General features: G+C 59.3%; 1 protein-coding gene (running past one end of the window). It reads right to left on the reverse strand.

Annotated elements, in window-relative coordinates:
- Positions 1–15,819, reverse strand: the 3' end of a protein-coding gene (locus tag DSM107133_RS19260) for an LEPR-XLL domain-containing protein (RefSeq protein ID WP_114295156.1). It continues 22,938 nt past the right edge of the window; 15,819 of the gene's 38,757 nt are visible here — the last part of the coding sequence; its start codon lies off the right edge, out of view — the gene reads right to left on this strand; its stop codon occupies positions 1–3.

Genomic DNA, 15,819 nt, shown 5'->3' on the forward strand with positions numbered 1-15,819 from the left:
TTACTTCTTGAACAGTGACCCAAGCCGCTTGAGCAAGCCATTGTTTTCTGACCATGCGATCACGGTTTCATCTACCGTTTCACCCTGGTCCGCATTGGCGCCCTTGCCTTTACCCTTCACCGGCTCTGATTGCGTCGATGTATCGACAGGCGGAGCGTCAGAGCTTTCGACTTGAACAAGCCCGTCGCCGTCACTGTTCAGATCCAGATCAAGCGTGCGACCCGATGTGCTGTGGCGCAGGCCTTCGTCGGTGACAAAACCGCCCAGCATATCGTCATAGATCAGAACCTGACCGCTGCCGGCTTCTGCGGGTTCGTCGCCAAACATCGACAGGCGGGTGCCCGCAGAGAGTTCTGCCGAATACAGCGAGCCATCTTGTGCCGACGCCAGATGTGGCGAATTCAGCATGTGGTTGAACTCGTGCGTCAGAACACTCAGCAGATCGACACGGCCCGCAGCAACCTCTGTCGACAGGGCGCGCAGCACGCCGTTTACATCGGCAGTGTATTCCTCGTTCGACAGCGGCGTCAGATCGACAAACCAACCGTGGCCCGCCGCATCCAGGTCAATCACAATGCCGCTTTCGTCAGTCTCGCCCAGCAGCGTACCGTCCAGATCGCGGATGCTGATGTTTGTCGACCGCAGCATCGCTGCCTCTTGTGCGTTCAGGCCCAGTTCTTCGACCAGCGCGTCAATCGCCACGTCTTTCAGCGCGTCGATATCCTGCGCCGTCACAAGGTTTGCCGACCCGTTGCTGCCGATGCTGGTGGCATGCAGCGCCTCGGGTTCATTGAACGCAGGATCATTGTTACGGATCACGAATTCCTTGAATTCCGTGTCACCGAACCCGATCAAACCAAACGCTCCGTCCACAAGGACCGAATTAAAGGAATGGCCCCCCACTGTCGCGCCATTGACCATAATGGTCAGCGCCGCACCGCTGGTGGTGAACTTCAGGTCGTGATCCTTGTTGTCTTGCAATGATTTGACAAAGGTCTGGTCGATATACAGCCCGCTTTCCTCGTGGTGGCCGACCATGATCTGGTCAGTCGATGCGTCGAGGATCACGAATTTGAAGCGGGTGTCGTCATAGTAATCAAAGACGATACCGCCGGCATTGCCTGCCGCAACCGTGGCTTCCATCTCGATAATCGAGCTGTAGGCCGGAGTCCTGGCAAGATCGACAAGGCTGATCGCAACATCTGCGCCGTTCAGATCCGCTGCGTAGCTGCCGCCTTGAACGGACCAATCTCCGGATTGAGGCGTAAAGATGTTGGCCGCATCCGGGGTCGAGAAGTCGTCTTCGACCTCTATGGTCCAGTCGGGTGGCAGGATTTGTACGGTAAAGTTGTCAACTGTGGCGACGCCGCCGTCAACGCTGAAGCCAACGAACCCTTTGTTCAGCGGGATCGGCAGACCTTCTTCGTCAAGCACCGGCGCATAGTCATACGAGAACCAGTTCACCCCGTCGATTGCCAGCGTCACGTTGTTCCCGTTCACCGCAAGCAGGACACTGTAGAAAGTGTTCGGCTTGATACGGACCGGTTTGTTCGACTGGATCAGCTCGTGATAGCCGGTGGCGTCGCGATACCCCATCTCGATCTTGTTGTTCGAGATGTTGATGCCTGCGTATTTGAAATCAATGTCCGACTGATAGTCGAAGATGATAAACGCATTGGATTTCGCCCCGCCCGTCGGTTTGGCCGACGAGATTTGCGCCGTAACTTCGTAGTAGATCGGCAGGTATTCATCCAGGTTGTAAACCGCCGAGCTTTGGCTGGTGTTGCTGGATGCGGCCAATGTCATCTGACCACCCTGGACGGTCATATTGCCCGTATCGCGGATGAAGATATCACCGGAATTGTTGTTAAAGTCCGATGTCCGCAGCACGTCGCGCCGTCCGCCGGGCACGTTGCCCGCCTGCGGATCGCTTGGCCCGCCGGTCTGATCCTGCCAGTAACCGTGATCTTTCTGGGTCACCAGACCGATTTCGCCACGAATACCGCCCTGCAACAGCGCCACGTTGGAATAACGGTCGTTGTGGTTGGGCAGGTTGCCATCCGCCGTGCGGGTGATGTCTGCACCATCCGAATAGGCCTGTGCATAGAGGAAGTCGAACAGATGCGGTGGCACCTGGCGGCTGACCGTCGCAATCCCGAAGGGCGCGAAGGGCACGAGGTACGAGTTGAACTCGCCCACCCAGTCAATCAGGCGGTCGCCCTTGGTGTTGCCAATCAGGATATCGAGGCCGGCCCCGCCAAACACGCGGTCTTCATAGGTCCAATGCGTGTCGGGCGACTGGTCGGTTGTGTCCAGCGGCAGCTGCCCACGGTTGCCGATCGGCCCGTTGGGATCAATTGTACCCAGCACGTCGTCGGCGTTCATCAGGTCGTTGCCAAATCCACCATAGATACGGTCGCGTCCGGTGCCGCCGACAAGCCAGTCGTTGCCAAGATCGCCAAAGATCACGTCGTCGCCGTCCGACTGGCGATATTCCATCGCCACGCTGTAGTCAGGCGTGCGGCCGTCATTTTTGAAGGCGACATAGCCCAGTTCGCTGACACCCTCGTCATTGGTGTTGTTCAGGAAGTATTGCAGCAAACCGCCCGTGTTGAACGGATCAGCCGGATCATAGGCGTCACCCTTCCAGACGATGTTGGGATCGCTCACATCGAACAGGATCACGCGGCGCGGATCGTATTCGTCATAGAGGAAGAATTCGCCCAGACGCTGTTGGATCGGCTTGGGATCGTTCCACGGATCGGTGTCGTCGCCGAACCGCAGGATATCTGACGGATTGTACGGGCTGTTGAAGTCGGATTTGTAGAGGCCGACAAAGTTGCCCTGCGCGTCAAAGCGTGGTGCATAGCCGCTCTCAAGCGCCTCGGCCCCGGAAATGGCGTCGTCACCGTCGCCACCGTGCAGGAAGTCCACACCAAGCCCGCCAAAGATGACGTCGTCGGCAAACACCGGATTGGTCGCCAGCGGATCGTCGATGATAAAGGCGTCGTCCAGCGCAAAGGGCGTCAGATCGACCGACTTTTTCAGATCGCCCGCGACGTTGATCAATTCGACCTGAACATTGCCCGGCGTGCGGATCAGCTCGCTCAGCACATTGCCCTGGCTGGTGCGCGTGTCGGGATCGCTGTTCAGCAGATAGTCGATGCCATACAGCGTCTCGTTCTGACCGAACTCACCGGCGCGCTGCGCGCTGGTGTTGCGGCTGGTGAAGATACGTCCGTCATCGCCAAGGATACCGTCGATACCGGTGCCGCCCGAGATCCAGTCATGGCCCCAGCCGCCGATGATATCGTCGTTGTCCGCATCACCAAAGACCCGGTCAAAGCCGCCGCCGACGTAGATAAAGTCGTCGCCGGTCTCGCCGTGCACTTCGTCATGGCCGCCGATATCCATCGACCAGAAGCCGGTCTCGGGATCACAGCATTCGCCCCACATCAGATAGGCGCCCGGCTGTTCTTCAAAGAACTTGTCAGGTGCTGCATCGGGTCCGCCCGGCGTATAGTCGATCAGACGCACACCGCGCACGACGATCTTCTCGCCGCCGTAGCTGTCATAATTAAACTCGACATACTGCGGGCTCGACAGGTCGCCCTGCGGGTTCACATCGATGCCGTTGGTGCCCACGATGCGGATGATATCGCCGTTGTCGCCCACGATGGCATCGCTGTCGCGGCCATGTTTGTCGGCATATGCGACACCCAGCGCGGTCACCACGTCACCACCGTATTGCTGTGCTGTGCCGTCGTTGCCCAGTTCGGGATCGAAACCGTTGTTGCGGTCGATCTGGGTTCCGGCGCCGCCGAACAGCCAGTCGTCGCTGTCGGGTCGCAGGAAGGAACCGTTGTTCAGAACCATATCCTGTTGCTGCTGAGTCAGACCCAGTTGCACCAGCAGGCTCTCGGACCCGTCGACGCCGGTTTTCAGATCGTCGCGGATGCCCAGCCCGAAGAAGTCGGAAGAACCGCCCACAATGTCATCCTGACCGAGACCGCCAAAGATCACGTCACGACCGCCGCCGCCCTCGATATAGTCCTGACCGTCGGTCAGCGCCTCAAAGCTGGGAACAACTGTCAGCGGTCCCGTCGGATCGTGGATGATCCCGTCGATACCCGGCACGCGGGCCGCACCCACATGGGCGATGTTGGCCACCGCATCGTCGATCGAACCGTCGCCCTGGATCCAGTCGTGACCCATCTGGCCAAAGATCTGGTCGTTGCCTGCCCCACCGGCGATGTAGTCGTTGCCGAAAGACCCGACACCAGCCAGCCCGTATTCCACTGCAAAGTTGTGGAACAGCGCATAATCGATGTTGTACGAGGCCCACCAGTCCGCACCTGTCGGATCACGATAGTTCTGCGCAATGCCGTTTGTCAGCAGTCGGCCAGAATTGTCCTCGCCCAGCGAAGCCGTGCCGCTGGTGGTATAAGGGAACTCGGGTGTTGTCGCTGCCGACGTGCCCGCGCCCATATAGGTCGGCGTGTTCCGGTCGGTGCGCGAATACAGCATGATACCTGCCAGCGCCTGGAAGCGCAGGCTGGTGATGTCGTCGCCACGGTTGGTCAGGAACACGTTGTCGCCAAAGATCAGGTCGTCATTGGTGCGCCCGTCCAGCATGTCGTTGCCCGCGCCGCCAATCAGCACATCGGGCTGGTCGTCGCCAAAGATGACATCGTCCCCACCGTTCTGGAACTCTTTCGAGTTGATCGCCAGCACAAGGTCGAGGCTGGTGGTCTGGATCCGCTGCGCCAGGTTCGGTGGCAGGTTCGGATCGTCGACAAACATCAGGATTTCACCGTGGTCGCCAAAGATGATGTTGGGCGTATCAGCAAGGCTGCCGCCATTGCCGTCGATCACGTCCTGACCCGCAACCATGTCGTCGCGCATTGGTGTGGCCGCACGGACCGGTTTGAAGGTCTGGTCGGAGGCGCCCTGGAACCGGTCAACTGTCGGAGCCGGGCTGCGGTCTGATGTGGCGATATCAACCGCCCGTGTCAGGATGTTCACGTTCACACCGCTGTCGCCATAGATGTGATCGGTGCCCGCCATGCCCAGGATGGTGTCGTCGCCCGACCCGCCGGCCAGATGGTCACCCGCCTGGCTGCCAACGATCAGATCGTTGCCCGCGCCGCCATAGGCGGTAAAGCCGACGTTCAGGATACCCGTTGGGGCCGGACGCAGCAGGAACAGGGCGCTGGCGTCGATAACATCGTCGCCTGCATAATCATAGGAGTTCGCCAGCGGGAAGACCCACTCGTCATCCTCGTTCTCTTCATCCGGCAGATCAGGGAACGGGTTGAACGGTTTCGGGCCAAACTCAAGCCCCAGCCGGTCATAGGAATGGCCCGAATACCACACGCCGTCCTGCGAGGTGTCACCGTAGACCACCAGCGGGCTGTTCCAGCCGGCCAGCACGCTGTTCATGTCGATATTGGCCTTGACCAGATCGACAATCGCCTGCTCGCCCGCGTCAAGCCCGTCCGAGGGGTCAACGCCGATACCCTGAAGGTTGAATTGACCCGAGAGGATTGACAGTTCGGCATTGTCGACGCCGTCTTGCAGATCGACACCCGCGATGTTCAAGCCGCCAAGCACGGCCAGTTCCTGCGCGTCGATGCCGTCACTGGTATCAATTCCAAACGCGGTCAGGTCAAACTGCAAACCGACAACAAAGTGGTCGCCGCCAACATGGCCGCCCTGCCCTGCATCCTGCGTGACATCAATGCGATAGACAGTGATTTCCGAACCCGGTTCGATCACGCATTTGTGGATTGCCGCACCCGCAAGCGTGATGACATTCGCCTCGACGCTTTCGATGGTAAAGCCGCCGGGGATGCCTTCGATATAGATCACTTGACCCGCTTCGAAATCGTCCCAGTTGCCGCCAAGGTTGGTCAGCTTGTCCGCCAGCAGGGTGACCGTTGTGGTCACTTCTACCCGTGTGGCGATGGATTTGTGTACGTCGGTGGCAAGCAGGTCACCCGCGGCAAAGGGATCGCCAGACAGGATCAGAATGCTGCCCGTACCCCATGTGGCGGCGGCAAAGTCAGGGCTGTCATAGCCGTATGCCGATGCATTCGCGATGCCAAGTACGGTGCGCGTCTCGCCTTCGGCGCCAAGCTGAATGATCTGTCCGACCTCAAAGCCGTCCTCGGCCCAGTTGCGCCCATCCTGCCGCAACAGGGTGTTGTCACCGTCAATTGTGTCAACCGTGTAATCGCCCAGCGTCTCGACCGCCAGGTTGCCACCACCATGCACTGTGGTCAGCGAGCCATGCGGCCCCTGTACCCAGATGTTGGCGGTATAGCTGCCTGCGGCGATCGGTTCGCCCAGGATTTCCATCACGGTGCCGTCGATCGACAGAACGCGGTACTGCACCGCCTCGTCAAAGCTGCCGTCTTCGCCACCGATGTTGATCAGGTGCCCTTCAAGGAAGCCTTCGGCCTCCCAGTCGATGCCTGCCAGCACAGCGCCGGTTGGTGTGCTTTGCACGGTGTAGTTAAAGTTGCCGATCACCAGTGCGTCGATGGCAATCAGGCGCACCTCGGCGGTAAAGGCACTGGTCAGCGCCTGCTGCTGCGCGCTGCTGAGAACAGCGGGCTGGCCCTGACCGTCCACGGCACGCAAGACTAGGATCGAATTGTCATTGGGGTCACGCAGGATGCCACCCAGGCCATCATCCACCGGCAATCCGTCGCCATCCAGATAGACCGCATCCGCGACCTCGACCACTTCGAACTGGATACCGCTGATGCCTTCGACAAAGACGGTCTGACCGGGCAGGAAGCCTTCGGCCTTCCAGTCGATATCGTCCGAACGGACAGTATAGAAGGCGTCAAACAGGTCTTCGCTGTCGGGATCGGCGCCCGGCAGATACAGATCGAATTCATTCTGCGCCGAAACAAAGGGCGCAGGATCAAGGGTGCCGACGATATCAAGATAATCGTTCCCTGCACCCAGCAGCAGGTTCACCACCTCGATGGTCGATTGCGTGCCATCAGTCCCGACGCTGGACGAACCATAGTTCACCTTGCCAAAGCTGATGCCGCCCGGAACCGTGATCGAGCTGGACCCTTCATCACCTTCGCCGAACAGCGGGCCGGAGAGACCTTCAAAGGTCAGATCCTTTGCCATGCCGAACCCGCGCAGGGTGGTCTGGTCCATGATGCCGCTGGTGTCGGCCTGGCTCGAGTCGTTGAAAATGTTCAGAACGTCGATCTGCTGGCTTTCCGGCGGCTGCGCACCAATGGCGATCAGGAAATCGTCTTTCTCGCCCGGCAGTTTGACACCGGCTGTCAGCGAACGGTCGGCACCGGCAGGGCCGCCTTCAACCGCAAGCGGGCCGCGCAGCTTCGACAGCAGATGTGTCGAGACCGGGAAGATTTTCACACCGTCGCGTGTCGGCGGGATGATATAGTCGTCGTCCGAAGACAGCGTGACCTCTTGCAGATCGTACCAGTTTGCATCGGTAAAGCTGACCTCGGCTGCAATCCGCACCACACGGACATTGTCCGCCGTGCCATCGCCCAGCCACGTCGCATCCAGCGTGCTTTCCACACCGTTGATTGTGACGTGGATCAACTGCAACTTGGCATCTTTCGAGTCGTTGTCGCCACGGATCAGCTGAACCTTGGCTTCAATCGTCTCGTTAACACCGCTCAGGTCATAGACACGCACCCACTGCCCTTCAAGGAAGCCATCGGCCAGCCAGCCCTCTTGCGCGCCGGTCACACCGGTGTCGATGAACTGTCCCGGGAAGGACTGCGGATCGGTTTCCTCACCAAACGAAACGGTGCCCTCGAAGAAGGTGTTCTCGGCCAGATCGGACAACACCAGCGGATCAAGGGTCGCACCTTCCATCCATAGCGGTGCGGCACCGGCCAGCGTAATAACCTTGCCATTCTCCGAGACGGATTCCACCACAAAGTCGCCGTCGTTCGAAACAGCCAATGCCACTTCTTCAACGCTTGCACCGGCCTGCGCCCATGTGCCTGCGGCAGTCAGGGTGATTGTGCCGGCACTGACCGACAGAATGGTGTATGTGCCGTTGTTCACCTCGAACCCGTTGTCGTCATCCGCGATCACAACAAGGGACTGATCGGCCAGATAGCCATCATCGACAAAGCTGCCGACGGCCCGTGTCAGGGTCAGGTTGACCCCGTCGTTGCCAAAGGTCACCACATCTTCGAACGGTGCCACAAGGCTGCCACCAACGCGGACGCGCTGGCCGGGAACCACGGCAAAGTCGGAGAGTTGCACATCGTCCTCGGCACCGGCTTTCGCCCATGTGCCGGTCTGCGCAAGAACGATCTGGTTCGCGGACACCGAAAGCACGGTGTAGTCGTCGTTGTTCAGATCAAACCCGTTCACCGAGCCTGCTCGCACCCGCAGGGTTTCCCCATTCGAGAAGCCTGCGCCAACACCCGTGCCGTTGATGGCAAGGTTGCCGCCCGAGGTGGCAAATGTCAGCGACCCGTCAAAGCGGACAGTCGGTTCCAGGCTTTCGCCAAAGAAACCGTCGTCGTGGAAACTGCCAAGATCCGAACCTTCACCGCGGGTCAGGGTCAGAACCCCGCCATCGGTGCCGAACACCACATTGCCGTTGAACATCTGCGTGGCCAGCAAGCCGCCCACATCCGCGTAGTCTTCGGGCGAGATAGTGATGCCGTTGATCGCCGTCACATCGGCCAAACCATCGGTCAGCACCGCAACTGTCACGCTGTCATCAGGCTGGCGAGTCAGACGGATCTGATAATCGTCATCCTTGCCCAAGGCCTCCGGCACCAAAACCGTGTCGCCAGCGGATTCCAGAACCACAGCACCCGAGGTTTCGTTGTCATAAACTTCAACATCCAGCAACTGGAAGCCCGAGCGTTCGTTCGGGAAGGTGTAATCCTTATCACCCGACTCTGCGACGTTGTATTCAAACTCAAGAACTGCGGTTTCCAGATCCTCGCGGACGTAGTCATCGCGGGCCTGAATACCAACGCTGATTTCATCGTCCCAGTTGGTTCCGTCAAAGGTGATCTGACCGATCACCACCATGCCGTCAGCACGCACCGACGTTTCGGCAAACAGCGTCAGACGGTTCAGCGGATCACTGATTTCAAAGAATTCCAGCGCGTTGTTGCTGTCGATGTCGACAACCAGATCGACCACCACAGTGCCCGCAGGCTGCTTGGCCAGCGACAGACGGATTTCGTCTGTCAGCTTGGTGGTGTCATCGCCCTCGACCACAATGGTGCGCCCGTCTTCGACGCCCGGTGTGGTCACGTCCATTTCGCGGACCCGCACGCCGGGAGTGTCGTTGTCGCGCACTTCCACTTCGACGTTTCGCACGTCGATGCCATCGTATTTGGCCACGTTCGACACAACCGAGTGTTGGATCACGGTGACGCGGTCACCCTCGGCACGGAAATCATCCGGTGCGAAGACATTGACCGAAACTTCCGAGTCCCATTTGAACGTGCCCGGTGTCAGGCCATCCGCCGAGAAGGCGATGGTCACAGCGTTCTGTGACACCCAGACGTCCTGACCGTTCACCTGGATCAGACGCATGAACCCGTCGTCTGCCGTGGTGGCAAGCCCGCCATAATTGTTGGTATGAGCGCCTGACAGCCCGTCCAGAGACAGCCAGATCGATTCACCCTGACCGTTCGGCAGCGGTGCCGCGTTCAGCGGATAATCGTCCTGTTCTTCCTGCGGCGAGCGCGCGGCAGAAACGGTCACATAGACCACCTGACTGCCTGTCAGAGCTTCGGCCAGACGGACGGTATAGGTATCTTCGAACTGGGCGCCAATGGTGTCGCGCTCGCCAACCACAGTGCGGCCCGGAGAGGTATCGCCCGCCGCTTCCTCGTTGATCACAACCAGACCTTCACCGTCGCGTGCCACGTTGTAGTCGAACCCGTCGATCACAACACCGTCGTACAGCGCATCACCCGAGCGGACGAGGTGATCGACCGTTCCGGTCGCCCCTTCCAACTCGCGGGTGACAATGTCCTCGGTCACATCGCCGCCGACGTTGATCACATCGGACCCCAGCCCACCGATCACGCGATAGCTGACACCAAAGGCAGTGGAGAGCACAAAGAACTCATCATCACCTTCCAGACCGTCAACCTCGACCACCTCGACCGTGCTGTAGCGCACGTTCAGGCCGGCGCCAAAGATGCCGTCGGCGCGGATCACGATGTCGTCGGCAAATTCTGTGCCAAGGATCACGATCTTGTCGAACCCGGCCCCGCCATCAATCGACACCGGCGCGTTGACGTTATAGCGCACCTCGTCCTGACCGCCCCCGGCGCGGATGTCCGGTGCCTGCGCAACCGAGAATCCGAGTCCGATCTGTGGCGTCGCAACGCCGTCTTCGTCCAGCACGATGACATCATCGGTGATGTCATTCAGCGTTTTGTAAACATCAAGGAAATTGATACCACCATCGCCGTTCAGGTCGTTGTTGGCGGCGATCTGCACGGCCAGACCCGCTTCAAGGTCGGCCTTGTTGATGACACCGTCACCATTCCAGTCAAAGTCGGTCGTTGCGGCCAGCGCAAAGGCACGAACGATGAACAGGTCGTTGTCGTCATCCCCTTCCAGCCGCAGTTCGGCCTGGTTGGAATAGACGCGGAAGGTGTCGTTACCCGATCCGCCCTGCGCCAGCAGCGGCGAGGACGAGCCAGGGCTCAGCCAGCCACGGGTGGTGGCAACCAGTTCGGGGAACACGTCGTTGGGCAGCATGTTGGCGTCCAGCGTCCGGTTCATGCCAAAGATCTGGCCAACCTGGAACGTATCGTCACCCGCGCCACCGTCGAGTGTGGTGATCACGGTTGTGTCGTCCGAATAGAACTGGTCGTCGCCTTCGCGGCCTTCCACGGTCAAACGCCCGTTGATGCCCGTATCGTATTGAATCCGCTGAATTTCGGCGCTGTCCTCGTTGAACTGAACAACGTCCTGATCGGTGGAAACAGTACCATGCAGCAGGGACACAAAGCCCGGACGGTCGACGTTTTCATTGTCGATGTCCTGCATACCGCGCAGCAGGAAAATGTCGTCAGTGCCGTCATCGCCCGCAGGGCTGAGAACAAACAACTCGTCAACGCCGTCGTTCTCGTGACCGCTGTCCAGTACGTTGATGATATAGTTGCGGGTGTCGGTTCCGTTCGACCCCAGCACATAGACCTCATAGGTGTCAGTGTCGGCCTGACCGTCAAGGGTCAGGGTATGTTCGGCAAACTGGCGGCCCAGATCGGTCAGGTCCGGCCCGTAGGCAGGATCGCTGTCATTGGGGTTACTCAGCATCGACGGCGACGTGACGGTCGCCGTGTCCTGAAGATAGAAGACGCGGAACATGTCCTCGCCATCGTTCCCAAGGGTCAGGTTCTTGCCGTTCTGGCCACCCGCACCCGGCAGATCAGCCGAACCATAAACGCGGGTTTTCGAGCCAAGGTAGATATAGCCGGCGTTGCCCTGCACAGCGCCACCGGCAACCCCGCCCGCATCTCCGAACTGGATCATGTCAACGTCGTCGTTGCCAAAGATCCGCGTCATCACAGACCCAGGTGCGGTATAAGTGGCAACTGCCTGACCCAGCGCAGGATTGCCTGTGCCCGTATAGCCGTCGATGCCCGGCGTCATCACATCGGCATTGGCGATGATCCGGCCGCGCAGGATCATGTTGGTGCCCCATGTCACATCGGGGTCCGCCACCGAGATAGCACCGTCGGTCGCATTCGCATCACCACGGATCGTGATGTCGCCGTTCGCCAGCACATCGGCATTGGCGTCAAAGGCAATATTGTCGCCTACGATCAGCGTCACCGATCCGGTTTCCGCAAAAATCGTGCCATGTGCAAAGGTGCGCAGGGAATCTTGCTGGAAGCCCGGATTTCGCAGATTCGATTCCGCGAACCGCGCCGAACCGTGATCCTGTAGATACAGATGTTCGTCTGTATCCGAAGTCTCGCGTACCGTCAGACGTATGACCCCATAGAACGCATGGGCCAGCGCCAGCCGCAGGGCGCCGTCGGTCTCGCTGAGGAAGATGTTGCTGCTGGCTTCAAGCGACACATCGTCAAGCAGCGTGTTGTTCAGCGCCGCATCGCGGGCTGCTTCGTCGGCAAAGTCCACCTCGGAATTGCCGATGTTCGAGTCGATTTCCAGATCGTTGCCAAGCTGACCGATCGAGGCGCCAAACCCGTTTGCGTCCAGATCAATGGTCTGGCCGATGACATCGGCGGTGGTGTCGTCATCTGCGTCCACAATCGACCCTGCAACCGTGCGCAACGATACATTCTCGACCGTCTGAACCAGGCTGACGCGCAGGTCGCCTGTCAACTCGTCGATGTAGATGCCCGTGTGCGTATCGGTCGCGTTCACGTCGAATGCATTCAGCGTGCCGCCCGCGTTGTTGCGATCCACGTTGATCTCAAGGAACGAGCTTTGCGAACCGTTGGCCGTTTGCGTGCCGATGCCGCCCGCGGACGGGCTGGTTGTACCGGTGGGGATCGTCAGACCACCCGCTGTTGTACCGCCACCCGTGGTCACACCGGACAACAGCGTGATGTTGTTGCCCGTGACATCGACCGTCGCCAGTCCGTCCGCATCAAAGATCCGCCCGCCCGAGCGCAGTACAACATCGTCTGCGGTCGAATGGATGTGCCCGACCAGCATATCACCGATCAGTTCGCTGGCGTGGATATAGCCGTTGGTCGTCAGGAATATCTGTTCGACTTCCGTGGCCTGAACTGTGCCACCGGTCCAGTCAACGTCGCCGTAAACCACGAAGTTGATTGTCGTATCCGGCACATCGCTGCTCAGTGTGATCGGCGTTACTTTGGTCATCGGGTCCATCGCGCCATAGCTGATCGCCGTGGTACGGTAGTTGCGGTTTTCAGCCCCGATATAGTTCTGATTGGTGGTGAGGTGGCCGATGTCGATGTCATCGCCCGCGCGCACCTCGGCAAAGGTATAGGTCGAATCCACTTCGGTCGACGTTGTGCCCAGCGTCCGCGCAAGGAAGTCGTAATAGGATGCCCCGCCATCGGCGTCCGGGCTCCAGTAGCGGAAATAGCTGCCGGTCCGCGCAACCGTGTTTGTCAGGTTCGGCGGGTTGTAGGTCTGAACGGTCACACCGTTCAGCGTCGACACAGCATTACCCGCCTTGCTGTCGTTGATCACCAGATCAACGTCGTCGCCGGCAGTGACTTTCTCGATCTCGACAGACAGCGCGCTGGTGCCATCGGTGGTGCGGTCGTGCAGCGTGATGTCCAGAACCGCGTCGTCGCCTGCTGTGGCAACCAGCGACACTTCTTTCAGCTCGACCGGATCTTCATTCTGTACCGCATGGTTGATACGCATCAGCTCGACCGACATGGCCTTGCGGGCACGTGCATCGGTTCCGGTCACAGCAGCATTCTGATTGCCGATGTCGCCGCTTGCATCGACGGTAATCGTGTTGGTGCGGATCAGCCCTTCGTCAAAGATTGCATCGGGCAGCAGTGTATCCTGCACAACCTGATCGCGCTCATCCACACGAATGTCACCACGTTCGTTGATGATGGTTGTGTGGCCGAATGTATTCTCGATCCCGCCCAGCAGGATGATGTCGCTGGTTGGCTCGTTCAGCGCGGTCCCGCTGAAGCTCGGGCCGGTGTAGAAATCGAAATCGGTCAGCGCGTGATCCATGTTCAGAATACGCACTTCGGTTTGCGGGTAGAACAGGTTCAGGCGGAATTCGAATGTATTGCCAACGGTGCCCGCAGTGTTCGAAGTATTGCCTGCGGCTCCGGCACCGTCATATTTGATATCGTCAACTTGCACCTTGACCACTGCGCCGCCGTCGATGGCGTCGATGTGGTTGATCACCAGATCCCAGTCGGATTCATTGATGATGGTGACATGATCCCAGCTGCGCTGGCTTTCGATCAGACCTTCGTTGCCCCAGATGACACCCTGCGACCCATATGTTGAATCTGCGTTGGCATAGAATGTCGCCTCGCCTGCCTGATCAAAAATGATGTCGTCCAGAATGACCTGCTTGTTGGCCAGACTCAGCCGTTCATTGATCTGCTTGCCGGCGTTGGTGCCCAGGAATGCAATATTCGACAACGACCGGATATAGCCATCCTTGTCGATGTGCAGATAGGGGTTGGGTTCACCCAGCAAGATAACGTGCGCTTCCCAGAAAATATGGCGCGTCAGCGATATCGTATCCGACCCGCCGCGATGGCTTGGCCCGATATACGCGCCGCCCGCACTGCGGCTGCGGTTGTTCGAAATGTTCTGGTCAATGGCATTCACATCCAGATCGGCTGTGCGCAAAATCGACTCCCAATGCCCTTCGATTTTCACATCGTTGTCCACACCGATGGTGGCATCCGCTGTGGTCGACCCGCCAATGGCATACAGGCGTGCCTTGGCCTTGGCATAGTTGTCTGTCTGATTGTTCTTGGCCTGAACCAGAATTGACGTGTTCCCGGTGACCTCGGCACCGTTGTTCAGCACAACGCGGTTTTCGCCGACAATATTCGAGGTCGACCGCGACACAGCAGACCCGCCAGCGGCACCGGCTGTCGTATTGGTGTTCGTATTGGCACGGTTGCGGGCCAGCTCCGAATTGATCTGGACGGTCTCGCCCAGCAGATCGGCACTGCCCAGAACCGTAATCTCGGCCCCGCGGAACGCATCATAATAGGCGTTGATCTTGTTCGCGGTGGACCCGCCCGCAGCTTCGTCGCGCAGCAGCGTGATCCGGTGGTCGCCCCAGAAGCCGTTCGACGCGTCGATCTGGTTCGCACGGCGCACCTCGGCGGTCGCGTTCACATTGGTGCTGACACCGAACACACCACCGCCATAGGCCTCGGCCTTGGCCACTGCGTTGTTGTCGACCGAGTTGGTGATGATCAAAGCGTTCCCGGCGGTGATGTCGCCGTTGATCATCTGGTCTACGCCATAATACAGGCGCGACACGGCCTTGCCGTCTGCGCCGGCCCCCAGGAAGCTGCCGCTGGTCGTCTGACCCTCGGACGAGCTGTAGGATTTCAGGATGCCTGAAATCGTGACGTTATTCAGTGCGTTGATATCGGCGTTCTGGCCGATGTTGATCAGGCTGGTGTTCACCACCGTTGCATAGGCCTGGGCATCCCCGATAGAGATGGCCCCGCCGCCGCCGCCATCGGCATTCGCAACCGCATTGGCGTCGCCATCGGTCGTGATCACGATGTCTTTCGCGCTCAGATGTGCATTTGCTGCGACGTCGAAATTCGTGCTGGCAACTTGCGCGGCATAAGTCTGGCCGGTCGCGTTGCTCCAGCCAAGGCTGCCGCCGCTGCCGCCGGCCGAGCTGTTCACAATGCCGTCTGCGGAACTTGGAAGCTGGAAGCCTGCCGCGCCGCCGACACCGTCAAAGGTGCCCGAGATGTTGTTGGCCGTCAGGTCAAAGACCAGCGTCTGACCCGAGGAGGGGCCGGTGGAGGTCAGGTTGATGCCCTCTTTGACAAACCGGTGGCTTCCGCCGGTTCCGGATACGTTGAAGTTGACCGGATTGTTCAGTGCCGCATCGTAATACAGTTCGAACGACGCGCCGCCGCCGCTGCCGACAAAATAGACGCCGCCTTCGGTCAGGACCTTCGGATTGTCGAGCGATGTCAGTTTGTGGACAGTTTTCGAGGCATTGGTGCCTGTGTTCTCTTCGATGTCGATGAATTCAAAAACACCGGTTTCGTCGGTGCCACCAGTGCCCGGATCATCGGTGCCCGTGGCTTTGTAAAAGTCTGTCGACAGACGGATATAATTCCCGTT

Origin of the sequence: Pseudosulfitobacter sp. DSM 107133 (genome assembly GCF_022788695.1) — a bacterium.
Classification (GTDB): Bacteria; Pseudomonadota; Alphaproteobacteria; order Rhodobacterales; family Rhodobacteraceae; genus Pseudosulfitobacter.